At 52.4% G+C, this 24,051-nt stretch carries 20 protein-coding genes and 3 tRNA genes; 12 read left to right on the forward strand and 11 right to left on the reverse strand.

Annotated elements, in window-relative coordinates:
* Positions 1 to 7: 7 nt before the first annotated feature.
* Positions 8 to 83: transfer RNA gene (locus N512_RS0120320), tRNA-Asn, on the reverse strand.
* Positions 84 to 984: 901 nt separating this feature from the next.
* Here N512_RS0120320 and uvrB point away from each other — a divergent pair.
* A complete protein-coding gene (gene uvrB / locus N512_RS0120325) occupies positions 985 to 2,997 on the forward strand; it encodes an excinuclease ABC subunit UvrB (protein WP_028781493.1) in 2,013 nt (670 codons plus the stop codon).
* A 160-nt stretch (positions 2,998 to 3,157) separates the two neighbouring features.
* On the opposite strand, the gene rrtA is transcribed toward uvrB, so the two are convergent.
* Both rrtA and queC read right to left on the reverse strand, forming a co-directional pair.
* Entirely contained in the window at positions 3,158 to 3,700 is a 543-nt protein-coding gene (gene rrtA / locus N512_RS0120330) for a rhombosortase (RefSeq protein WP_231473631.1), read from the reverse strand.
* A gap of 29 nt (positions 3,701 to 3,729) precedes the next feature.
* Positions 3,730 to 4,482 (reverse strand): 7-cyano-7-deazaguanine synthase QueC, encoded by a 753-nt coding sequence (queC, locus tag N512_RS0120335; protein WP_051472894.1) that lies wholly within the window; start codon positions 4,480 to 4,482, stop codon positions 3,730 to 3,732.
* A 180-nt stretch (positions 4,483 to 4,662) separates the two neighbouring features.
* Between queC and queE the strand changes: the two genes are divergently transcribed.
* Positions 4,663 to 5,331, forward strand: coding sequence for a 7-carboxy-7-deazaguanine synthase QueE (gene queE / locus N512_RS0120340; protein WP_028781496.1), 669 nt, complete (start codon positions 4,663 to 4,665; stop codon positions 5,329 to 5,331).
* Positions 5,332 to 5,393: 62 nt separating this feature from the next.
* Here queE and N512_RS0120345 read toward each other — a convergent pair whose 3' ends face one another.
* From N512_RS0120345 to N512_RS0120355, 3 genes are all read right to left on the reverse strand, one after another.
* Complete coding sequence (locus tag N512_RS0120345; protein WP_028781497.1) at positions 5,394 to 6,458, reverse strand: PLP-dependent cysteine synthase family protein; 1,065 nt, start codon at positions 6,456 to 6,458, stop codon at positions 5,394 to 5,396.
* 181 nt (positions 6,459 to 6,639) lie between these two features.
* Positions 6,640 to 6,724 (reverse strand) — tRNA-Tyr (locus tag N512_RS0120350).
* Between the two features lie 37 nt (positions 6,725 to 6,761).
* Positions 6,762 to 6,846 (reverse strand) — tRNA-Tyr (locus N512_RS0120355).
* Between the two features lie 125 nt (positions 6,847 to 6,971).
* Between N512_RS0120355 and N512_RS0120360 the strand changes: the two genes are divergently transcribed.
* The 3 genes from N512_RS0120360 to N512_RS0120370 all read left to right on the forward strand — a co-directional run bounded on the left by N512_RS0120360 (position 6,972) and on the right by N512_RS0120370 (position 10,190).
* Entirely contained in the window at positions 6,972 to 7,460 is a 489-nt protein-coding gene (locus N512_RS0120360) for a VC2046/SO_2500 family protein (RefSeq protein ID WP_028781498.1), read from the forward strand.
* Positions 7,461 to 7,530: 70 nt separating this feature from the next.
* Positions 7,531 to 7,821 (forward strand): DUF406 family protein, encoded by a 291-nt coding sequence (locus tag N512_RS0120365; protein ID WP_028781499.1) that lies wholly within the window; start codon positions 7,531 to 7,533, stop codon positions 7,819 to 7,821.
* 194 nt (positions 7,822 to 8,015) lie between these two features.
* On the forward strand, positions 8,016 to 10,190 hold the full coding sequence (locus tag N512_RS0120370; protein WP_028781500.1) for a putative bifunctional diguanylate cyclase/phosphodiesterase: 2,175 nt from the start codon (positions 8,016 to 8,018) through the stop codon (positions 10,188 to 10,190).
* 56 nt (positions 10,191 to 10,246) lie between these two features.
* Here the strand turns inward: N512_RS0120370 and N512_RS0120375 are convergent, their stop codons facing one another.
* From N512_RS0120375 to N512_RS23510, 3 genes are all read right to left on the reverse strand, one after another.
* Complete coding sequence (locus tag N512_RS0120375; RefSeq protein ID WP_028781501.1) at positions 10,247 to 10,726, reverse strand: YchJ family protein; 480 nt, start codon at positions 10,724 to 10,726, stop codon at positions 10,247 to 10,249.
* 124 nt (positions 10,727 to 10,850) lie between these two features.
* Positions 10,851 to 11,543, reverse strand: a complete 693-nt coding sequence (locus N512_RS0120380) for a hypothetical protein (RefSeq protein WP_028781502.1) — start codon at positions 11,541 to 11,543, stop codon at positions 10,851 to 10,853.
* Between the two features lie 120 nt (positions 11,544 to 11,663).
* The gene (locus N512_RS23510; RefSeq protein WP_025010242.1) at positions 11,664 to 12,266 is read right to left on the reverse strand and encodes a YybH family protein; all 603 of its coding nucleotides are present in this window, start codon (positions 12,264 to 12,266) and stop codon (positions 11,664 to 11,666) included.
* Positions 12,267 to 12,381: 115 nt separating this feature from the next.
* Here N512_RS23510 and smrA point away from each other — a divergent pair, with 115 nt between their 5' ends.
* The 3 genes from smrA to N512_RS0120400 all read left to right on the forward strand — a co-directional run bounded on the left by smrA (position 12,382) and on the right by N512_RS0120400 (position 16,018).
* Positions 12,382 to 12,972, forward strand: coding sequence for a DNA endonuclease SmrA (smrA, locus tag N512_RS0120390; RefSeq protein WP_028781503.1), 591 nt, complete (start codon positions 12,382 to 12,384; stop codon positions 12,970 to 12,972).
* Positions 12,973 to 13,083: 111 nt separating this feature from the next.
* Positions 13,084 to 13,731, forward strand: coding sequence for a TetR/AcrR family transcriptional regulator (locus tag N512_RS0120395; RefSeq protein ID WP_025010244.1), 648 nt, complete (start codon positions 13,084 to 13,086; stop codon positions 13,729 to 13,731).
* 10 nt (positions 13,732 to 13,741) lie between these two features.
* Positions 13,742 to 16,018 (forward strand): acyl-CoA dehydrogenase, encoded by a 2,277-nt coding sequence (locus N512_RS0120400; RefSeq protein WP_028781504.1) that lies wholly within the window; start codon positions 13,742 to 13,744, stop codon positions 16,016 to 16,018.
* Positions 16,019 to 16,193: 175 nt separating this feature from the next.
* On the opposite strand, the gene pyk is transcribed toward N512_RS0120400, so the two are convergent.
* Positions 16,194 to 17,633, reverse strand: a complete 1,440-nt coding sequence (pyk, locus tag N512_RS0120405; RefSeq protein WP_028781505.1) for a pyruvate kinase — start codon at positions 17,631 to 17,633, stop codon at positions 16,194 to 16,196.
* A 187-nt stretch (positions 17,634 to 17,820) separates the two neighbouring features.
* The gene (locus tag N512_RS0120410; RefSeq protein WP_028781506.1) at positions 17,821 to 18,675 is read right to left on the reverse strand and encodes a MurR/RpiR family transcriptional regulator; all 855 of its coding nucleotides are present in this window, start codon (positions 18,673 to 18,675) and stop codon (positions 17,821 to 17,823) included.
* A gap of 315 nt (positions 18,676 to 18,990) precedes the next feature.
* On the opposite strand from N512_RS0120410, the gene zwf reads away from it, so the two are divergent.
* Genes zwf through N512_RS0120430 form a run of 4 tightly spaced genes read left to right on the forward strand, consistent with a single transcriptional unit; the run spans position 18,991 to position 23,674 of the window.
* Positions 18,991 to 20,463 carry a glucose-6-phosphate dehydrogenase gene (zwf, locus tag N512_RS0120415; RefSeq protein ID WP_025010246.1) on the forward strand — a complete coding sequence of 491 codons (1,473 nt, stop codon included), beginning with the start codon at positions 18,991 to 18,993 and terminating at the stop codon, positions 20,461 to 20,463.
* 9 nt (positions 20,464 to 20,472) lie between these two features.
* On the forward strand, positions 20,473 to 21,177 hold the full coding sequence (gene pgl / locus N512_RS0120420) for a 6-phosphogluconolactonase (protein ID WP_028781507.1): 705 nt from the start codon (positions 20,473 to 20,475) through the stop codon (positions 21,175 to 21,177).
* A 9-nt stretch (positions 21,178 to 21,186) separates the two neighbouring features.
* Entirely contained in the window at positions 21,187 to 23,013 is a 1,827-nt protein-coding gene (gene edd / locus N512_RS0120425) for a phosphogluconate dehydratase (protein ID WP_028781508.1), read from the forward strand.
* 19 nt (positions 23,014 to 23,032) lie between these two features.
* Positions 23,033 to 23,674, forward strand: coding sequence for a bifunctional 4-hydroxy-2-oxoglutarate aldolase/2-dehydro-3-deoxy-phosphogluconate aldolase (locus N512_RS0120430; protein ID WP_025889943.1), 642 nt, complete (start codon positions 23,033 to 23,035; stop codon positions 23,672 to 23,674).
* The last annotated feature ends 377 nt before the right edge of the window (positions 23,675 to 24,051 follow it).

Below are 24,051 nucleotides of genomic sequence, written 5' to 3' on the forward strand. Positions count from 1 at the left end.
CTTGAAGTGGCTCCCCTGACTGGACTTGAACCAGTGACATACGGATTAACAGTCCGCCGTTCTACCGACTGAACTACAGGGGAATCGCAATTTCTCGCTTGTCTCGCTGAGAACGGAGCGCATAGTAAATCGCTCTGTGGGTGGAGTCAACTCGCATCCCCAAAAAAAGTGTCATTAAGCTGTTAATTGCTTATCTAATGCTCACAGTGATGGATAAAACTGCTTTATGGATATTTTTTGCTTAAAAAATAACGGCTAAACACTTATGTGCCAGGCGTTTGACTCAGACCTCTTGCCATTTGCAACAAGGATATCGACCTTAATGAGCCCTTTTCTAGCGATTGAGCTGCCATGCCATAGATAAATACCATGGGGGATTATGAAAGGGGCATCAAACTGAGCGCTTCAAGCAAGATAGAACACCTCTCAAAAAAGGACAGTACAATCATTTTGTGTTCATTTTTGGTGCAGCTTAATCCCTTTGCGAGTACCACACTTTCATATGTTCTTTTATTACAAAATACCCACCAGGGTAGGATAAATGGAACCGGATGCCTCAAGCCCCCATGGCTAAAGGGTTACACTGACTTATCCACTAAATCTGTGGATAAACCTGTGAGCTTCCCCGCTTTATGGGCTGCAAACCCTTGTGGCATCAGCATTGAACTTAAAATGGTCAATTTGGGAGGCTAAAATATAAACATAACAAAAACAGCAAGATATAAAAGTCAAGCCGCTTTGGTTTGCTTGGTGATTTTTGTAACAAAGCTGTAAGGAAGTATCTGCCAATCCTTGTGCATTAAATCCGCCTCAGTGATTCATTCGGATGGATTTTTTATATTTGGCCGCCACATCTGCCGTCTCGTTGCTGAGTTTCAGCACAAGCTGCTGCTGACATCATGTTGGCAGGAGTAATGCGGCTTTTGGCTTGGCGTAATTCGGCCCAATGAGTAAAATGAAAGGCTTAACCGAAGGAGCATTAAAGTGTCAGCTACGCCGTTTCGTTTGGAGTCTCAGTATTCTCCTGCCGGAGATCAGCCCTCCGCCATTGCCAAACTGGTTGATGGCCTGGAATCCGGGCTCGCCAACCAGACTTTGCTGGGGGTTACCGGCTCAGGAAAAACTTTCACCATTGCCAATGTGATTGCCAATCAAGGGCGGCCAACCATCATTATGGCGCCCAATAAAACGTTGGCGGCACAACTCTACGGTGAGATGAAAGAGTTTTTCCCCCATAATTCGGTGGAATACTTCGTTTCCTACTATGACTACTACCAACCGGAAGCCTATGTGCCTTCGACCAACACCTTTATTGAGAAGGATGCTTCGGTCAACGCTCATATCGAGCAGATGCGGCTCTCGGCCACCAAGGCCTTGCTGGAGCGGCGTGATGTGGTGTTGGTGGCTTCGGTCTCAGCCATTTATGGTCTTGGCGACCCTGATTCTTACATGAAGATGCTGCTGCACCTGCGCCAGGGCGACATCATGGGCCAGCGGGATATACTGCAGCGGCTCAGCGAGTTGCAATATAGCCGCAACGATATTGAACTGCAGCGCGGTACCTTCAGGGTACGCGGTGAGGTAATAGATATCTTCCCGGCCGAATCGGACCGGGATGCTATTCGGGTCGAGTTGTTCGATGATGAGATAGAGCAGCTGTCGCTGTTCGACCCTTTGACCGGCCAGGTGCGTAAACGCATTGCCCGCGCCACGGTTTACCCCAAGACTCACTATGTGACCCCGAGAGAAAAAATATTGGCGGCCACAGAGCAGATAAAGGCCGAGCTCAGAGAGCGCCGTCAGCAGTTGCTGGATGCCAATAAGCTGATTGAGGCACAAAGGATCAGCGAGCGGGTGCAGTACGATGTGGAGATGATGACAGAACTGGGTTATTGCTCCGGTATCGAAAACTACTCCCGTTATCTCTCCGGGCGTGCACCGGGAGAAGGGCCGCCGACTTTGCTGGATTATCTGCCGCCGGATGGTCTGCTGATCATCGACGAGTCCCATGTGACTGTGCCGCAGATAGGTGCCATGTACAAGGGTGACCGTTCGAGGAAAACCACCCTGGTGGAGTACGGTTTCCGCCTGCCATCGGCACTGGATAACAGACCGCTCAAGTTTGAAGAGTTCGAGTCCTTGATGCCGCAGACGATTTATGTGTCGGCCACACCGGGCAGTTATGAACTTGAACGCAGCGGCGGCGATGTGGCCGAGCAAGTGGTCAGGCCCACGGGTTTGTTGGATCCCGAGCTGGAAGTGCGGCCGGTGGCGATTCAAGTGGATGATCTGCTCTCTGAGGCCAACAAGCGCATTGCCGTCAACGAACGTGTGTTGGTGACCACGCTGACCAAGCGGATGGCGGAAGATCTCACCGAATATCTCGATGAACACGGCGTTAAGGTGCGTTACTTGCACTCGGACGTGGATACCGTGGAGCGGGTGGAGATCATTCGCGATTTACGTAAGGGGGTATTCGACGTGCTGGTCGGCATCAACTTGCTCAGGGAAGGGCTGGACATGCCGGAAGTGTCTCTGGTGTGTATTCTCGATGCCGATAAAGAGGGCTTCCTGCGCTCCGAGCGCTCGCTTATCCAGACCATAGGCCGCGCAGCCCGTAACATTAACGGCAAGGTGATCCTTTACGCCGATAAGGTAACCCCTTCAATGGCCAAGGCCATGGATGAAACTAATCGTCGCCGCGAGAAACAGCACGCTTTCAACCTGGCCAATGGCATAGTGCCCAAGGGCTTGGTGAAGAAGATCACAGATGTTATGGATGTGGGAGATTCCCCCTCATCGGCAGCACCCCAGCCGGGTGCCCGTAAGGTGGCGGAGCGCAAGTCGGCTTATCAGGTGGACGCTGCCAATCTGGCACATGAAATAGACAGGCTGGAAAAACAGATGCACCAGCATGCCAGGGATCTGGAGTTTGAGCAGGCCGCTGCGCTGCGTGATGAAGTGGCAAGGCTCAGAGAGGAGCTTATCAAGGCCTAAAGCACACATGGGGCTTGTTCGCACCTTCCCTAAAATTGACTCATTGACAAAGAACCCGGCAAAAGCCGGGTTCTTTATGCTGTTCATCTGTCAACGACTTTAAAGAGCTTGATTTAAAAGCCTAATTTAAAAACCCCTATTTAAATGCTTAGGCTTGGCATCAAAGTTTCGGCGCTTTATAAGCACTCAGTCGCCACAAGCCAAACAGTGCGATACCACCAATCAGGCCAACAAGATGCGCTTCAACCGCGACTCTGGCGCCAATCAGTGCGCTGACTTCAGCGGCCGCCCCTTGCCATTGCTCCCAGCCGACCTTGGCGATAACGCCAGCAAGCAGCAGGTAACCTGAACTGCGACCGCTGCGAATATCGGCCAGGGCGCCGAAGGCAAACAGGCCGTGCAGTATGCCACTGAGTCCCACATAACCCATAAGCTGCGGGTAGCAAAGATAAAGTCCTACACCTTCAAGCAGACACAGTGCCAGGGTCAATATCAATACACCCAGGGCGTTATAGTGTTCCTTATGCAGATAAAGGATCACCCAAAACCCGGCAAGGTTCATCAGCAGATGCCAGAAGTTGGTGTGCAGCAGATTGCCGCTGACAAGCCGCCACAGCTCACCTTGTTCTATGGCGCTGCGGCGAAAGGCCAACAGCTCAGTGAGCGGCAGAGAATACAGCAGCAGCGCCAGGGCTGTTAACACAACACCTGAAAAATAAGCGGAACTCGGCTTCACGCTGTCTTGGCCGCCAGTATCGCCTGGATGCTGTCCGGCGTCGCCAGATACTCATCCAATCCTTTTTGACGCAATAAACAGGCGGGGCAGGTGCCACAGCCTTTGCCAAGAATGCCGTTATAGCAGGTAAGGGTTTCATCCCTTACCAGTGGCAGTTGCTGGTATTTATCTGCCAGTGCCCAGGTTTCGGCCTTGTTGAGCCACATGAGTGGCGTAACCAAACGCAGCTGTCTGTCCATGCCTTGTACCAGCGCAGACTCCATCGCCTTGATAAAGTCATTACGGCAGTCCGGGTAGCCGGAAAAGTCGGTCTCGCAGACACCTGTGATCACGGCCTCGGCGCCTATTTGATAGGCGTAGATCCCCGCCAGGGTCAGAAACAGAATATTGCGTCCGGGAACAAAAGTATTGGGCAGACCATTGTCCATCAAGTCGTTTGATACCGGGATATTGTCGCGGGTCAGGGCCGAGATGGCCAACTCATTGAGTAGAGTGACATCCAGCACCTTGTGACTGGCGGCGCCGAGTTTTTGCGCCAGTTGTTTGGCAACTTCAATCTCCTGGCTGTGGCGCTGGCCATAGTCGAAGGTGATGGCATGTACTTCATCATACTGGGCCAAGGCCTGAATAAGGCAGGTGGTGGAGTCCTGACCGCCGCTGAAAACGACTATCGCCTTGGAAATAGCTGGCTTAGTGCTCCGGGGCGGCTCTGCGGTTTGGGTTTGCGGTGCGTTTGATTCTGATGACATAAGCGATTGATTGGATGAAGACATAAGTGTCTATTCAAAGGGATGACTCAATCGTCACAGTTTACCCTAATTTGGCCGGCTGTCAGCGCCGGCTGGGTAAAAAACGGAAAATTCGCTCATCCTTGCGCTTGGGGCTAAATTCCTCTATAAATGCCGCCCCGGCAAATATGAGGAACCCCGATGTACTACCCCGTCAACGAAGTCTTTGAAACCCTGCAGGGAGAAGGTGTGTTTACCGGCGTTCCGGCTATTTTTGTGCGTTTGCAGGGTTGCCCTGTGGGGTGTCCTTGGTGTGATACCCGCCAGACCTGGGACAAGCTTGAGCATAATCAGGTGAAACCTGCCGATGTGATCCGCACCGATGGCAGTATCGGTCGCTGGGCCTTGCATGATGCCAAGTCTTTACTGGAGGCGTTCAAACAGCAGGGATTCAATGCCAGGCATATAGTGATCACAGGGGGTGAGCCTTGTCTCTATCCGCTCACTGAAATGACAGAAGCATTTAATGCCGCAGGCTTTCGCACTCAAATTGAAACCAGTGGCACCTTTGAGGTGAATTGCAGCGCAGATACCTGGGTCACAGTCTCGCCCAAGGTCGGTATGAAGGGGGGGATGCCGGTACTGCGTCAGGCGCTGGAGCGGGCAAATGAGATTAAGCATCCGGTGGCGACCGAGGCTCATATTGAGGAGCTGGATCAACTGCTGCAGGGACTGGATCTCAAAGACAAGACTATCTGCCTGCAGCCCATCAGCCAGAAGAGCCGGGCGACGGCGTTGGCGATGAAAGTCTGTATCGAACGCAACTGGCGTTTGTCTATTCAGACTCACAAGTATCTGGATATCGATTAATCCGTAGTGGTAATCGACAAAAAGCCGCATTGATGCGGCTTTTTGTTATCTGAAGCGCGTTGTTAGCAGCAGAGTTCACCCGTGGTTTCAAACAGCTTCAGTTTGTTTTGATACTGGCTGATATCCCCTATGTTGGCGGCTATCCACTCGGGGTTGTAATAAGTGTCCAGATAGCGCTCACCGGGGTCGCAGATCAGGGTCACTATTGAGCCCTGGCGGTTGTCGCGTTTCATTTCGGCCGCCAGCATCAGGGCACCATAGAGGTTGGTGCCGGTCGAGGCCCCGGTCTTGCGGCCGATGATCTGTTCCAGCCAATGGATTGTCGCCACAGAGGCGGCATCAGGGATCTTCAACATGAAGTCGACAACCCCCGGGATAAAGGAGGGCTCGACTCTGGGCCGGCCTATACCTTCAATCTTGCTGCCTTGCTCACAGGTGATGGCCGCATCTCTTTGTTGAAAATAGTCATAGAACACTGAGTTATCCGGGTCGACCACACACAGCTTGGTGCAAAGCTGTTGATAGCGGATATAACGGCCAATGGTGGCCGAAGTGCCGCCGGTACCCGGGCTCATCACAATCCACTCGGGAATAGGGAAGGGCTCGCGCTGCATCTGATCGAAAATGGCATTGGCAATATTATTGTTGCCGCGCCAGTCGGTGGCCCGCTCGGCATAGGTGAACTGATCCATATAATGGCCATTCAGCTCCCGCGCCAGCCGCTCAGACTCAGCGTAGATTTCGCTGGAGTGATTGACAAAGTGACAACGGCCGCCATAAAACTCTATCTGCTGTATCTTCTTGCGGGCGGTGGAGGCCGGCATAACCGCAATAAAGGGTAGCCCCAGCAGGCGGGCAAAGTAGGCCTCGGAGACAGCTGTGCTGCCGGATGAGGATTCAATGACAGGAGTATCCTGTTTGATCCAGCCGTTACACAAGGCGTACAGAAACAGTGATCTTGCCAAACGGTGCTTGAGGCTTCCGGTTGGATGGGTGCTTTCGTCTTTAAGATAGATATCCACTCCGGCGACCGCCGGCAGTTCCAGTTTAATCAAATGCGTGTCGGCACTGCGCTGAAAATCGGCTTCGATTTTGGCAATTGCTTCGTTTACCCAGAGATCGGCCATTGTTGTTCTTCTTTCTTATAACAGGATGGTCTTAATCATAACCAAAGGTAATGACAATGGATAGCGAAAACTCAGGCGTATTCAGGCACAGCGACAGGCTAGATGATTGATTGTTAATGAATTAAACGCAGTGGGCGTAGATAAAAAACTTGGAAGATTGACTAAAGGAATATAAAAGAAATGGTGGAGGGAGAAGGATTCGAACCTTCGAAGGCGGAGCCGTCAGATTTACAGTCTGATCCCTTTGGCCACTCGGGAACCCCTCCACGATTTCACTTTCGTGTCTTTTAAATTGTAGGCAAATGGTGGAGGGAGAAGGATTCGAACCTTCGAAGGCGGAGCCGTCAGATTTACAGTCTGATCCCTTTGGCCACTCGGGAACCCCTCCTCAATTGCGGCCGCCATAGTAGTCAGAAACCTTTTTCATGTAAAGCCCGATTTTAAAAAAAGGGCTAAAGTTCGTGGTCATTTGGTCGATTAACTAACAACGAGTTGTTTTGTTGATGTTTTTTTATGCGCACTGATGTTTCCTTAATCAATGAACTGCAATTGGGCGAACGGCTTAATCTGGCTGTTGAGTCCCATCGCCGGGGGGAGTTTGCCCTGCTTTTGGCGTTGCTGTCTCAGGATGTGCGCGATTGGCCCCAGTTTCACCTGCATGACGATGTTGAAAAGGACACTGTCCTGCGGCAGCAATTTGATCTGCCTGCGCCTCAACCTTTGGTTGGGGACTTGAGTCAAGAACCTTCCCCGGTAGACAACAGTTATCATTTTATCAGTGAGGGCGAGCGCAGCTTTCAACTGGCCCAGGCCTTGATGCCCGAACCTTTGGTTATCAGGGGAAAGAGAGATAGCGGAATGCAGGTGGCGTTGGATAACTGCGATTGGCACACAAGGTTGCGCACGGAAGGCGCCCTAAACCAACCCAAGGTGGCGCTAATGGAGTTTGTAGACCAACTGTCTGAGCAACGCAGGTTGGCCGGTCTTTATCAAACTGCGTGAGTCTTGCCTCAGTCCGGGTCTTGTCTATGTCGTATAATGGTGAGTGCCTATCAGCATCGGAGACATATAGATGAAGAGTATTGAACAGGCTCAGGCCGCCAATGTGCAGGACACTTGTGCCGAGTGTGGCAGCTATGTGGATATAGGGACAGTGGTCGAAGAAGGAGACACCTTGCTTTCGTTGACTTTTCAAGGTGAGTCGGCAGTAGCCGATGCCGAGGCGCTAAAGCAATTGGCCGAAGGCCGCTTCGCCGATGTCAAGGCTGAGCTCTGCAACGATGAGCAGGCTGTCACCCTGGCGCTGACTTTTTCCTGTAGTGCCGAGAAAATGATTTTTCAGTTGGAAAACGGCTTGGCATAAGTGACTTAAGTAAATGGTCAAAGGTGGCCAGATCCGAAAGGTTGTGAGGCCGACCATGGCAGGGTAAATGTAAGAAAGTATGAGTTATCTTGCTGGATATTATGTAAAAGTGTAATCTCGCGCAGAGAAGTGATAACAGGCCCGCGCATTCGGCGCGGGTTTCTTTAAGCCCGAAAGGGAACCTGAGGACATGTGTGAAGCGACGTAGGTATCAGCGATTGCTGGAGTTGTTGACCAACTCGGTTGCCAAGCAGCAGGGCGATTTCGCCAAGACGGCTGAACTGGCTACTGAGCTCTTGTGTCAGTACCTTGATGTGCAACACGCCAGTGTCTGGTCCTGGTCCAGGGATCAACATGTGCAGTTTGAAGTTGCCCGCTTTGGCTCAGGGCGACCTATTCAGACGCCCAGACCGCAACACCTCAGTCAAATACCCGCCTATATAGATCAACTCAAACAAAGACGCCACATTGACGCCAATGACGCGCTAGCGGATTGGCGGATGAGCGAGCTTGCCGAGGTCTACTTTAACGCCAACGGTATTGCCAGTGCCCTGGATATCGCTATCAGGATCAATGGCCACATTGAAGGCGTATTGAGCCTGGAGCGAACCATTGCCGGCGAACTCTGGAGCGATTTGGAAATCCACCTGGCATCGCAAGTCGCTGATCAACTGGCGCTGACTCTGGCGACCTATGATGCCTACCGTAAAGATGAACTACTGACGCTGTTTCAGTCGGCCGCGGAGCAGTCGGCCCAGGTCACCATGCTAATCAATCTGCACACAGAAGCGATTGAATACATCAACAGCGCCCATGAACAGATCACCGGTATCCCGAAAGAAAAAATGCTTGGTGCCAGCCTGAAGCAATTGGCCTTTTTTCATCAGCAACCCAAACAGGCTGAAATGACCTTGGCCAAAGTGCTGCGCGGTGAAGTGGCTACCGGTGAAGTGATGCTCAATCGTGAGCAGGGCCAGGAGTATTGGCTCAGATACCATGCCAGTCAATTTATCACTCAGCGCGGTAACCATTATGTCTTGGTCTCCAGCGAAGATTGTACCGAGCAGCATAATTATCAGGCCGAACTTGAGCGCTTGGCCTGGCGTTGCAGCCTGACCGGACTATACAACCGCACCCATTTCAATCGTTTACTCGATAGAACCTATAGCGGGCAGTTGCTGCTGATCGATTTGATTGGTTTTAAACGCTTCAATGATACCTATGGGCATGAACAGGGTGATGCCTTGCTGATTGAAGTGGCCCGCCGTTTGAAACACTTTGCCTCTCTTTATCCCGGCTGCAATATTGCCAGGGTAGGCAGTGATGAGTTTGCCCTCCTGCTCGATGATAACAACGAGCTTGATATCGATGTTTGTTGTCATCGCCTCTATCAACAGTTGTGCAATCCCATCAATATCGGCCGTGAGCAAGTGGATCCCAAGCCGGCACTGGCGGCGGTGGACATTGCCGAAGTCGCCGAATTGGTAGCGCCGCTGACTTGTGCCGATATTGCGCTGCAATACGCCAAGAAGAAGCAGGGTACGGCAATCCAGTTTTTCAACAGCGCGTTGCTCAAGGCGTTCAAGGATGATGCCCAGATAGAAAGAGATCTGCACGCCGCCATTCGGGGCAGACAGTTTGAACTTTATTATCAGCCGCTTAAAGATTTGCAAAGCTGCAGTTACATAGGTGCCGAAGCACTGATCCGCTGGCACCATCCCAAGCGGGGAGTACTGTATCCCGGCGCCTTTATCGATATTGCCGAACAGTCTGGACTTATCAATGCCATAGGTACCTGGGTGCTGGAGGCCGCCTGTCGCCAGCTTAATTTGTGGCAGCACCACAATATTAATATCGCCATGCATGTGAACGTGTCGGCGCGGCAGTTTTTCGGCAGCAATCTTTATGAGCAGGTGTGGCAACTGCTCAATCGTTACCGCTTGAAGCCAGGTACGCTTATTCTGGAGATCACCGAAACCGAGTTGATGGAAGATATACGCTATGCCACCAATCTATGCCAGGAGTTGGCAGACTTGGGGGTAGGGCTTGCCATTGATGATTTCGGTACGGGTTACAGTTCAATGCGCTATTTGAAACAGTTTCCCATCAGCAAGCTCAAGATAGACAGGTCTTTTATCTCAGATCTCAATATTAGCCGTGAGAGTCGCGAAATCGTCAGTGCGATTATCGCTATGGCCAAGGCGCTGAATATCTCTCTGACAGCAGAGGGAGTTGAAACCGCCGAGCAGGAACGTTTTCTCACATCCTGCATGTGTCATCAGGCCCAGGGGTTCCTGTACAGCCCGGCACTCAGAGAAGCTGAATTCAGCGCTTTCTTGCAGCAGAGTCAACCGCTGTTGCTGCACTGATTAGCCAGCCCAAGCACACACTGGCCAACTTGGGGCCGAACTTAAATAACTCCTAGCTAAATCCGTTTCAGGCAGCAGTGTTTGAACTTGTGACCGCTGTCGCAAATGCAGGGTTCATTGCGTTTGGGATAGCTGACGGCGAACTGCTTGCCCTCGGTGTAAAACCAGTTGCCGGCCTCAAGTATAAATTTCGATTCTTCAAAAATAGCGTCCAACTGGCCATCAGCCAAATACCAGGCCTTGAAAGTGACTCTGGCCTGGGTTTGTCCCGGAGTCAAAGGTTCCCGCTCGACAATCTGCAGTCCCAGCCACTGGGTCTTTGGCATTTGGGCCAGGATTTGCGCCGTGAGTCCCTGACGATAGTCCTGATGATGGGTATCGATAAGATAGTCAAACTCCTGTTTGACAAAGGCGGCATAGCGGGAGCGCATCAACTGCTCTGGAGTAGCAGCTATGTGCTGCTTAGTGTGCAGCGGCTGACAGCATTCGCAGTAGGGGAGCTTGGAGTGGCAAGGGCAAAGGGTATTGGTTGGCATCGGGATTTTCTGTTTCAATCTCTGTTTCAATCGTGAATGGTAATAAGGCGCCGGCATCCCGGCTTGAGTTGCGCTCATAATAGCGCTTTGACAGCAGCCTTGCATTGAAAAGCGGCGAGTTTGGTTAGTGGATGATGAAAATCATTACCAGATTGAGCATCAAAACACTGAACGCAAGCCCTATGGCAAATTGGATAAGGCGTTCTTTGGCGGGCGAGGCTTCTATCAGCTGCAGCGGGTAGTCAAAGAAAATGGCCAGATAAAGCAGGCTTCGTAAGGGATAGGCCGTACCCGAGAGCCGGTACTCCCGGCCGTTTTTCAGCTTAACTGTCAAGGCGTGAGCTCGCTTGCGCTCAAGCTGATGATTGTCATGATAGCCCACCCAGTGGAACACCAGACTCGCGATATCCTCTTTGGCGACAGCGGTCGTTGCTCCCGTGAGATATTGAGGCAGGAGAATACGGGTTTGGTTTATCCTTATCTGCCGCTCGTCTTTGGCACTGCTTTTCACGCCTAACTGAGTCAGTATTCGGCCTTTGCGTACCTGGATATATATCAAAAACCAGATGACGCTGCAGGCCGGGAGCAATAGCAACTGAACCTTTCCCATAAAAGGCGCCAGCAGTGTGGCCAGCACAATAACGGGAACTAGACTCAAAAGCAGCGGTAGCTCTTTTCTCCAGGGCAAAGTGAAAAAGCTCAAAGAGATGGGCAAAGTGATTTCGCTCACCAAATCCAGGTTAGCGTATTTGCCGGTAAAGGTGCGATCGAACCATTTGCAATCGTTCAATAAGGCTTTGAGCGTCATCTGACTCATAATTCCTTTTATTTGTCGTGAACTTCAGCAAGAGAAGTGAACAAGGTAATCCGTCATTGTAATTGCAGCAAAAACGATAGCGCTCTTATATCCGTAGGGCACACTCTCAAGTACTGCCAATTACTTGGCATGAACGATTTCAATTTCAACACTGGGTGGGAGATCGCTGGCAGGGGGCACGGGGGCAAACTGCTCGCCATAATACAGGTTAGGTTGGGGTTTGGCGTTGAAATAATGCTCAGGCTCGGCGCGGTTGCTGGTATCAACATCCACTAACCAGTTACCTTTTTTATCTTTATGGCTGACGATAACGATTTTACCGGCAAACTCGCTCATGGGTTCTTCAGTGTCTTTCGGCGGGTGAAAACGCACCAGATAATAGCCTATGTCAGTGGCGCTCTTGCCGTGTGCCTGACGCTGAACAACCCTAAAATCCACATCTATTCTGGCTTGTTTATGGCGAATGCGGTCAAAGAACTTTTGATACAGTTTGAGTACGTTTTCACGCCCCTGAACTATGGCAAGGCTTTGCTGTTCAGGAATATAAGTGGCATCCTCGGCGTATATATCCTCCAAAGGAGCTGAGTCGAGTTCATTAAATGCCCGGTTGAACATGACATAGACACGATTAAGGGCTGCTTGGTCTTTATCCTGCAATTCGGCGGCTTTGAGGGGCTGAAGCACAGAAATCAGGCAAAAGAACAATAGGGTCAGGAATTTCATTAAAATCATCTAAGCAGGCTCATCTGACCTCACTATAATAGAAGCCCCTTGGTAACAGAAGATTGATTTCTTTACAAAGTGTGTAAACCTCGTCATAAGTTGGAGGAGTCGCATCATGAAAGCAGATGATCTGACACTTTTTATGCAAGAAATGGCCGATGTGGTGCCGCTCAAGCAACAAACCCAGGCCCAGACCAGAGCGAAACCTCTTTCCAGCGAGTCAAAACAGGCACGCAAAGCCGCCGCCGAGGTCCATGAGTACCTGCAGCGCCTGACCTTGGATTTAGCGCTGATCCCCAGAGTGAAACCCGATGATATGCTCAGCTACAAGCAGCAGGGGATCCAGGAGGCGGTATTCAAGAATTTACGTCTCGGCAAATACAAGATAGCCGCCGAGCTGGATATTCATGCCATGTCGGTGCGCCAAGCCAGAGATTATCTGCTCGGTTTCATTCAAGCTCAGGTGGCTTTGGGTCACCGCTGCGTGCTGGTGATCCATGGCAAAGGGCAGAATCGTAAGCCGTCTCCTGGACTTATCAAGTCCTGTGTCAACTTCTGGTTGTCGCAGATGGATGAAGTGCAAGCGTTTCACAGCGCTCAGCGCGAACATGGCGGCTATGGGGCCCTCTATGTGATGTTGCCTAAATCAGAAGCCAAACGGCTTGAATCCCGCGAGACCAACCACAAAGGAGCAGGCTTTCGCTGAGCTGTTTTTAACGGCGGTTTGCAGGCCTTGCAAGAGGCCGAGATTTAGTTTGACATAAGTGTAACCAATGTTTAATTTAAACGAGTGTTTTAAATTAACTAAGGTCACGGAATGGCAAGTCGATCTGATACCAAGACAAGAATTCTCGATGCCGCGGAGAAGCTGTTTGCCGAACGGGGGTTTTCAGAAACCTCCCTCAGGCTTATCACCAGCAAAGCAGAAGTGAATCTTGCATCTGTAAACTACCATTTTGGTTCCAAAAAAGAGCTCATTCGGGCGGTTTTGGCACGTTACCTGGACGTGTTTATGCCGTCGGCGTCCAACGCCATCAATGAGCTTATCGGCCGGGATAAACAAGCTTCTTTGGATGCCATTTTTTCCTCTCTGGTGGGGCCGCTGCTTGAACTCAACAAAGTCCGCAACGAAGGAACCAGTATCTTCCTGCAACTGCTCGGTCGCGGCTACATCGAAAGCCAGGGGCACTTGCGCTGGTTTATTACCACCCACTATGGTGAGCATCTGGATCAGTTTGTCCAGGCTGTGTCCGGCAGTGCACCTCACATTCCACCGGCAGAGATGTTCTGGCGCTTGCACTTTACCCTGGGAACCATAGTTTTCACCATGGCATCGGCCGATGCGCTCAACGAGATAGCCGAAGCCGACTTTGGTGAACATAATGATATAGAGGCGGTTATCCGCAAGGTGATCCCCTACATGGCTGCCGGTGTGGCTGTGCCGCTGGTTTCTCAAGCAGAATAAAGGTCTGGTTATGAGTATTATCCTTCTAATAATTGTTGCCCTGATAGCGCTGTTCTTCGTACGCAATATACGCCTGCAGTTCGTGACACGGCCGGTATTGGCCTTCTTTCGTAAGGTGTTACCGCCGCTTTCTGATACAGAGCGTGAAGCGATGGAGGCCGGTGATGTCTGGTGGGAAGCCGAGCTGTTTCGTGGTAAACCCAACTGGGAAAGCCTGCACGCCTATGGCAAGCCGGCACTGAGCGCCGAAGAGAAAGACTTTATCGACCATCAGGTGATGACGGCGTTAAAAATGATTGATGACTATGACATAGTCAACAACCGCAAGGACTTACCGCCTGAGCTGTGGGAGTACTTCAAGAAAGAAGGCTTCTTTGCGCTGATCATCCCCAAAAAATACGGTGGCCGTGAGTTTTCTGCCTATGCCAACTCCACCATAGTCAGTAAGTTGGCGAGCCGCAGTGTCAGCGCCGCCGTGACTGTGATGGTACCCAACTCACTCGGTCCGGGTGAGCTGCTGACTCACTATGGTACCAAGGAGCAGAAAGAGCACTGGTTACCGGCCTTGGCCAAAGGGGAAGAGATCCCTTGTTTCGCCCTGACCGGCCCCGAAGCCGGCTCAGATGCAGGGGCCATTCCCGATGAAGGGATAGTCTGCCGCGGTGAGTTCCAGGGCGAGGAAACTCTGGGGCTGAAGCTGAGCTGGAACAAGCGTTACATCACTCTGGCACCTGTGGCCACTGTGCTGGGGCTGGCATTTCAGATGCGTGACCCAGACGGGCTGTTGGGGGACAAGGTTAACTTGGGGATCACCTGCGCCCTGATCCCAACCGATCATCCCGGCGTGAAAATTGGTCGCCGTCACAATCCGCTCAATATGGCCTTTATGAATGGTACCACTCAAGGGGAAGAGGTGTTTATTCCGCTGGATTGGATCATAGGTGGCCCGCAATACGCCGGTCGCGGCTGGCGTATGCTGGTGGAGTGCCTTTCTGCCGGACGTGGCATATCACTGCCGGCGCTGGCGACGGCGTCAGGGCATATGGCGACCAAGACGACAACCGCCTACAGCTACGTGCGTAAACAGTTCGGCATGGCTATAGGCCAGTTTGAAGGGGTTCAGGAAGCGCTGGCAAGGATCATCGCCAACACCTATCAGCTGGAAGCGGCCCGTCGTCTGACAACCACAGGCATAGATCTCAAGGTTAAACCATCTGTGGTTACCGCGATTGCCAAATATCACATGACAGAGCTTGGCCGTCAGGTGATGAACGATGCCATGGATATTCAGTCCGGCAAGGGTATTCAGATGGGGCCAAAAAACTATCTGGCTCATGGCTATATGGCCAACCCTATCTCCATCACAGTGGAAGGGGCCAACATCCTGACCCGTAGTTTGATGATCTTCGGTCAGGGCGCGACCCGCTGTCATCCTTATGTGCTGGCCGAGATGGAAGCTGCCGGCATGGAAGACAACAGTGAAGCGCTGGAGCGTTTCGACTCCTTGCTGATGGGCCACATAGGTTATGCGCTGCGTAACGCCTTCGGCTCTTTGGGCAACGCCCTCAGCCGCAGTTATTTTGAGCGCTCACCCGTGAGTGGCGATACCCGCGACTATTACAAGCAGATGGCCCGTCTGTCCAAGGCGCTGGCGCTGGTGACCGACTTATCGATGCTTATCTTGGGCGGTGATCTCAAGCGCAAGGAGATGATTTCGGCCAGACTCGGTGACGTTCTCAGTCAGCTGTATCTGGGCTCGGCCACATTGAAACTGTTTGAAGACAATGGCCGCCAGTTTGACGATCTGCCGATAGTCAAACATGTGATGGATACCCGATTGCAACTGGCTGCCAACGCGCTTGAGCAGGCGATAGCCAACTTCCCCAATCGTCCGGTTGCCTGGGTCATGCGTGTGCTGGTGTTCCCGCTGGGGAATCACTTCAACGGCCCGAAAGACAGCCAGTCCATTGAACTGGTCAAGAGCATGCTTAAACCGGGTCCGGCCCGCGACAGGCTGACCTTCCTCTGTCCTGAATTTGACGGCGACACCAGTGGTATTGCCGAGGTGGAAGCGGCATTCAAGGCTCAATATCAGTGCCGTGAACTGCACGGCAAACTGAGAAAGGCACAAAAAGATGGCCGTTTGCCTGCCAAACTGGCGCCTTTACCTCTGTATCAGGCGGCATTGGATGCTGAGGTTATCAGTAAAGCCGAGTATGAGCAGTTGCTTGAGGCCGATAAGCTGCGGTTGGCGGCAATCAATGTCGATGATTTTGAAACGCTGTAATTGAGATTGATTGGTATCTGAATTTCAGTTTGGTAAGCCTGTCCCGGGCCGGTTTACCTCTGATGTAAACAAAATCACCAAGCCTGAAACAGAAACAAAAGCAGCAGAAATAAAAAAGGTACGCCTCGGCGTACCTTTTCTGTTTTGTTATCAGCTTAGCGCTATTGGCAAGCCATCAGGCTACGATCAACACCTTGCAGGTATTGGTGCCACCTACGGTTTCCATGGCATCACCCTTGGTCATGAGCACCATGTCACCACTCTCCAGATACCCCTTGTCCTTGAGGCTTTCAAGGGCCTTTTTCGCCAGCTCATCGGCGGCATAAACGGTGGAGTCAAACTCAACCGGATAGACACCACGATAGAGCGCCATCTTGGCCAAAGTAGGTTGATGACGGGCGAGGGCGAAGATAGGCAACGCCGAGCTTATCCGTGACATCAACTTGGGCGTTGCACCGGATTCGGTAAGGGCGATAATCGCCTTCACACCCTGCATATGGTTGGCGGCATACATGGTAGACAGCGCTATGGTTTCTTCTATGGAGCTGAAGCTTTCATCCAGACGGTGCTTGGATACCCGCACACTGGGATGCGCCTCGGCGCCGAGACAAACCCTGGCCATGGCCTGAACCGTTTCTTCCGGATAATCCCCGGCGGCGGTCTCGGCAGAGAGCATCACTGCGTCTGTACCATCGAGTACGGCGTTGGCCACGTCCATGACTTCGGCGCGGGTAGGCATAGGGCTGCTGATCATAGACTCCATCATCTGGGTCGCGGTGATCACCACCTTGTTGAGCTGACGCGAGCGGCTGATCAGTTTCTTCTGCACGGCAACCAGAGCCGGATCGCCGATTTCTACACCCAGGTCGCCGCGGGCAACCATGACGGCATCGGAGGCGAGGATCACATCGTCCATCGCTTCATCGGAAGCCACGGCTTCGGCGCGTTCTACCTTGGATACTATCAGGGCATTGCTGCCGGCCTTTTGCGCCAGTTCGCGGGCATAGTTAAGATCGGCGCCGCTGCGTGGGAAGGATACCGCCAGGTAGTCGACCTGAATTTGTGCCGCAGTGACAATGTCCTGCTTGTCTTTATCTGTCAGCGCCGCGGCAGATAGACCACCGCCTTTCTTGTTGATCCCCTTGTTGTTGGACAGGGGACCGGCAACTGTCACGCTGGTATGTACCTTACGGCCTTCTACCTTTTCGACTTTCAGTTGTACCCGGCCATCGTCCAGCATCAGGATATCACCGACAACCACATCGTCCGGCAGTTCCTTGTAATCGATACCCACCTGAGTTTCATCACCTTCGCCTTTACCCAATTCGGCATCCAGAATGAATGGCTGGCCGAGCTTGAGTTGGACTTTCTTATTGTCCTTGAAGGTGGAAACACGGATTTTCGGACCCTGGAGATCGCCGAGGATGGCAACGTGTACACCAAGTTCTTTCGCAATACTGCGAGCCTGGCTGGCGCGTTTGAGGTGATCTTCGGGGGAACCGTGGGAGAAGTTGAGGCGAACAACGTTGGCACCTGCTGCTATGATACGACGCAGGTTATCATCACGATCTGTGGCTGGGCCCAGCGTGGTAACGATCTTGGTTCTGCGGAACATAATATACTCCGTTTAAGTTTAAAAAAAATCTTACGCTATATTAACAGACATCGGCTCAATATGTAGGAAACTTACAGACAAAATGATCTAACTCAAAGTTTTATTTTTGTGAGTTACGGCTAATTTTAGGCGGGGCATGGGCAGTTGCCAATTTTGGTAACTGCCCTGGAGCTTACGGGAAAGGGGATTACAGCGGCTCGCTCTTATCGATGCGGGATTCTTTCAATACCTCTTTGACCCGCTTGAGACTTTCCCTGAAGCGTGGGCCCCGACGTAGCGTGAATCCGGTCGCCAGCACATCAATAATCACCAACTGAGCCAAACGTGACGCCATAGGCAGGTACATATCAGTGTCCTCCGGCACCTCCATGGTAACCGGCAGGGTACATTCCTGCGACAGCGGCGAGTGGCGCGCTGTAATACCAATCACGGCAGCGCCGTTTTCTCTGGCCAATCTTGCTATATCGATCAAAGACTTGGTGCGGCCTGTGTGGGAAATCAGCACCACTACATCGCCTTCATCACTATTGATACAGCTCATGCGTTGCATCAACACATCATCGAAACATAAAACCGGTACATTAAAGCGGAAGAACTTGTTCTGGGCATCGTGTGCTACTGAGGCCGAGGCGCCAAGACCGAAGAATGAGATCTTTTTCGCTTGAGTCAGTATGTCTACCGCCTTGTTGATGGCCGTGGTATCTATGCTCTGGCGTGCTGTATCCAGAGAAGCCATGGAAGATTCGAAGATCTTGGTGGTGTAAGACTCGGGTGTATCATCTTCCTCAACGTGACGACTGACGTAAGGGGTACCATTCGCGAGACTTTGGGCCAGATGTAATTTAAAATCCGGGAAACCTTTGGTATCCAAACGACGACAGAAGCGGTTGACTGTAGGCTCGCTGACATCCGCCATCTTGGCCAGAGTTGCTATGCTTGAGTGAATAGCTGTCTGGGGAGATGCCAGGATAACTTCGGCTACTTTGCGTTCTGACTTGCTGAAATGGGGGAGGTTTTTTTGAACCTTTTCTAGGGTATTCATACGCGTACGTCCGCTGGGTTGAAATTATGTAATTTTATTATTTCTTTGAGGCATGAGCACTACAAAGTAGGGTGCAAACCAATCTTGACGTAAGTCCTGTATATACCGGAATGAAAACAGGCTAACTTCCGAGATAAGAAGGTTTTAAGCAGGAAAAGCATACCAGATTATTGCCAAACCTGCCTAGACTGGCCTCATGGCTTTATTTGCAAATTATAGATGCATTTAATAAATACTGTTGTTATATTACAACAAAAGTGTGGAATTCTTCATCGCATAGCGGAACCACCACCGACAAAAGGAGAGCATTAAGCAATGGGCAAAACAACATCAGAGGCCAAAGCTTGTGATTTTGTACTCTTTGGTACCAAGGGCGACTTGGCAAGGCGCAAATTGTTGCCTTCGCTCTACCAGCTGGATAAGGCTGGCCTGCTCAATCGGGACACTAAGGTCATAGGTGTTGCCAAAGACGAATTCTCTGCCGAAGATTTTCGCGAACTGGTTAAAACAGCCCTGAGCACCTTTGTTAAAGAACCCCTGTGCGACACCACGCTTTCCCGCTTCCTCGAACGTTGCCATTATGTCGGCACCAATTTTACCGAATCTGAAGGATACAAAGCCTTCCACCAACTGCTCGAGCCTGCAAAGCGGGTGATGGTGAACTATTTTGCTACTCCTCCAGCCATCTTCGGTGATATCTGCCGTTGCCTGCATGAACAACAATTGATCCATCCCGATACCCGAGTGGTGCTGGAAAAGCCCATAGGCTCAGATCTGCAGTCATCCAGAGTGATCAACGATCAGGTTTCTGCCTACTTTAGTGAGAGTCAGGTCTATCGTATCGACCACTATCTGGGTAAAGAAACAGTACAGAACCTGATTGCTTTGCGTTTTGCCAATTCACTGTTTGCCTCCAAGTGGGATAACCGCACCATAGATCATGTGCAGATCACAGTGGCCGAAGAGGTGGGCATTGAAGGGCGCTGGGGGTATTTCGACAAAGCCGGCCAGATGCGAGACATGATCCAGAACCACCTGTTGCAGGTGCTCACTTTGATTGCTATGGACCCCCCTGTGAACCTGGATGCCGATAGCATTCGCGATGAGAAGGTGAAGGTGCTCAAGTCGCTGCGTCCCATCAATCAGGACAATGTATTTGAAAACACTGTGCGCGGCCAGTATTCGGCCGGGTTCCTCAAAGGATCGCCGGTTCCCGGTTATCTGGAGGAAGAGGGCGCCAACGTGGATTCCAACACAGAGACCTTTGTCGCCTTGCGTGTCGATATCGACAACTGGCGCTGGGCCGGGGTGCCTTTCTATCTGCGCAGCGGTAAACGTATGCCGTTCAAGAGTTCTGAAATTGTCATCTATTTCAAGAATCCACCCCATAACCTGTATCGTTCAAGCCATCGTAATCTGCCGCCCAATAAGCTGACCATTCGTCTGCAACCACATGAAGGGGTAGAGATCCAGATGATGAACAAGGTGCCCGGGCTTGAGCAAAAACAGCGATTGCAAACCACCAAGCTGGATTTGAGCTTCTCAGACACCTTCAAGAACGAACGTATCGCCGATGCTTATGAACGTTTGTTGCTCGAAGCCATGCTGGGTAATCAGGCATTGTTTGTGCGCCGCGACGAAGTGGAGCAGGCCTGGACCTGGGTAGATGGCATTATTCAATCCTGGGAGATGAGCAACGAAAAGCCCAAGCCTTATCCTGCCGGTACCTGGGGGCCTGTGGCCTCAGTGGCCTTGATCACCAAAGACGGCCGCTCCTGGGATGAATAAGGAGATAGCATGATTAAAGAAACCGTATTCAAATCGTTCGATAACCCAACTGCGCTGGAAGCCCAGTTGGCCGAGCGTATTGCCGGCGCGCTGCAAAACGCGATAGATAGCCGCGGCAAGGCCAGCCTGGTGGTTTCCGGTGGTTCGACGCCGCTGAAACTGTTTGCCGAGCTCAGCCACAAGATGATCGACTGGAGTGATGTTTACATTACGCTCGCCGACGAGCGCTGGGTGGATGCCGAAGACAAGGACTCCAACGAGCGCCTGGTGCGCGAGTATCTACTGCAAAATCGCGCCGCCAGCGCCAAGTTTCGTGGCCTGAAGAATATGTTTGCCAGCCCGGAAGCGGGTTTGAGTATGGCCACAGAGCAGTTGGCCAACTTCCCGCGGCCTTTCGATGTGGTCGTGTTGGGAATGGGCAATGATGGTCATACCTGCTCCTGGTTTCCCTGCGCCCCCGAAGCGCAACTGACCGAGGCGCTGGAAACCGATGCACTGCTGTGCGCCGTGCATCCGGGCAATGCGCCTCACGCCAGGATCAGCCTGAGCCGTAAAGCCGTGCTCGGCAGCCGCCAGATCTATCTGCATCTGGTCGGTGAAACCAAACTTTCCGTATATCACCAAGCTCTCGAGAGTGACGATCCCAGGGAAATGCCGATCCGCGCCGTGTTGGCGCAGCGCAAGACCCCGGTCGATGTGTTCTGGAGCGCTTAAGGAGGCAAGATGCACCCAAGAGTTCAAGCCGTAACAGACAGGATTATTGCCCGCAGCCAAGAGCACAGGGGTAAGTACCTGGCGGCATTGGCTGAAGCCAGAGCCAAGGGCGTGCACCGCAGCAGCTTGAGCTGCGGCAATCTGGCCCATGGGTTTGCCGCTTGTCAGCCGGCCGATAAAGACAGCCTGCGCCAGCTGACCAAGGCCAACATAGGCATAGTAACAGCATTCAATGACATGCTTTCGGCGCACCAACCCTATGAACACTATCCTGAATTGCTGAAACAGGCCTGCAATGAAGTGGGCAGCGTTGCTCAGGTGGCAGGCGGTGTCCCGGCCATGTGTGACGGTGTTACCCAGGGCCAACCCGGAATGGAGCTCAGCCTGCTGAGCCGTGAAGTGATTGCCATGGCTACCGCTGTTGGCCTGTCCCACAATATGTTTGATGGTGCCTTACTGCTGGGTATTTGTGACAAGATAGTCCCTGGGCTACTGATAGGCGCCCTGAGTTTTGGTCATCTGCCCATGCTGTTTGTGCCGGCGGGACCGATGAAGTCCGGGATCCCCAACAAGGAAAAAGCCCGAATTCGCCAACAGTTTGCTGAAGGCAAGGTCGATAGAGCCGCCTTGCTCGAAGCCGAGTCCAAGTCCTATCACAGCGCGGGAACCTGTACCTTCTACGGTACGGCCAACAGCAACCAGTTGATGCTGGAAGTCATGGGGCTGCAGTTACCCGGCTCCTCATTTGTTAATCCGGACGACCCTTTGCGTGAGGCGCTCAATAAGGCGGCCGCCAAACAGGTGTGCCGTCTGACCGAACTTGGCAGTCAATACAGCCCCATAGGCGAACTGGTTTGTGAAAAGTCGATAGTCAACGGCATAGTGGCTCTGCTGGCCACCGGTGGTTCGACCAATCTCACCATGCACATAGTGGCGGCGGCCCGTGCGGCCGGCATCATAGTCAACTGGGACGACTTCTCTGAACTGTCGGATGTAGTGCCGCTGCTGGCCAGGGTTTATCCCAACGGCCATGCCGACATCAACCATTTTCATGCTGCCGGTGGGATGGCTTATCTGGTGCGGCAACTGCTGGATGCCGGTTTACTGCATCAAGACGTCAACACGGTTGCCGGCTTTGGTCTTGAGCGTTACACCAAGGAGCCCAAGTTGCTCAATGGCGAGCTCAGCTGGGTGGATGGCCCGACCGAAAGTCTGGACAGCGAAGTGCTGACTTCAGTGGCCAAGCCGTTTCAGAGCAACGGCGGTCTTAAGCTGCTCAAGGGCAATCTGGGCCGGGCGGTTATCAAGGTTTCTGCGGTGCAGGAGCAACACAGAGTGGTGGAAGCACCTGCTGTGGTTATCGACGATCAAAATCAACTCAATGAGCTCTTTACCAGTGGTCAACTGGATAAGGACTGCGTGGTGGTGGTCAAGGGGCAAGGCCCCAAGGCCAACGGCATGCCCGAGCTGCATAAGCTGACGCCTATTCTCGGGACTTTGCAGGACAGGGGCTTTAAAGTTGCCCTGGTGACCGATGGCCGCATGTCAGGAGCCTCAGGCAAGGTGCCAGCGGCCATTCACCTGACGCCCGAAGCACTCGATGGCGGTATGATAGCCAAGGTGCACAGCGGTGACTTGGTGCGGGTCGATGCCGAAAAGGGCGAACTCAGTCTGCTGGTCGATGAGCAGCTACTGGCCGCAAGAAGTGCCGATAAAGTGGAATTGAGAAGTGTGCGTTACGGCATGGGCCGTGAGCTGTTCAGTGCGCTGCGCGCCAATCTCAGCAGCCCTGAAACCGGTGCTCGCAGTACCAGTGCCATAGATGACTATTACTAATCATTAAGGAATAAAGTACATGCTTGAGAATAACTGGTCCTTGCAACCTCAGGACATATTTAAACTGAGCCCGATCATTCCGGTAATGGTTATCAACAAGATTGAACATGCGGTGCCCCTGGCCAACGCCTTGGTTGCCGGTGGCATTCGGGTACTGGAAGTGACACTGCGTACCGATTGTGCCCTAGAAGCCATAGGGCGGATAGCTGCCGAGGTACCGGAAGCCTTGGTCGGCGCCGGCACCATACTGAATGAAGCGCAATTGGCGCAGGCGGCAGAGGCCGGCGCTCAGTTTGCCATCACCCCGGGGGCAACTGTAGAACTGCTCAAGGCGGGTAAAGCCGGTAAGATCCCGCTTATTCCTGGGGTGGCCAGTATCTCCGAAGTCATGGTGGGGCTGGGGCTGGGCTATACCCACTTCAAGTTCTTCCCGGCAGAGGCCTCTGGCGGCGTCAATGCGCTCAAGGCTTTCAGTGGTCCACTGGCCGATGTCCGTTTTTGCCCAACAGGCGGGATCACCCCGAGCAGCTATAAAGACTATCTGGCGCTGGGGAATGTCGATTGTATCGGTGGCAGCTGGATTGCCCCGGTGGAAGCGATGGAGCAGGGCGACTGGGCCAGGATCACCAGGCTATGCCAGGAAGCCATCGCGGCGTTGTGAGCATCAGGCAGTGAATGAATAAGGTTCATCGCAGATTAGCGTGGACTGGAAATGAAAACGGTTGGAGAGTTATTGTTTAGTCGCCAAACAAAAACAATGACCAACCCCAACCGTTCTCAATGTCGAATATTACCTTCCCCATTGCGCTCTGGGAAGGCTTTGAAGCCGTCCATACCGAGCAAAATCAACAAACCCTCATCATCCACCTAAAGCCGATTGATAACGGCCACTGTGCTTGCGGCAAACCGGCTAAGGCTGTTCACGACGCTTCACTTCGCAGCGTATCGGAACGAACCATACTGGCGTTTCAGGTTCAGTTACGGCTACCCGTCCGCCGTATTCTTTGCCCTGATTGCGGTATCGTTCGGGAGCATATC

This window comes from Shewanella sp. 38A_GOM-205m, from assembly GCF_000518445.1.
GTDB classification, from domain to species: Bacteria; Pseudomonadota; Gammaproteobacteria; order Enterobacterales; family Shewanellaceae; genus Shewanella; species Shewanella algae.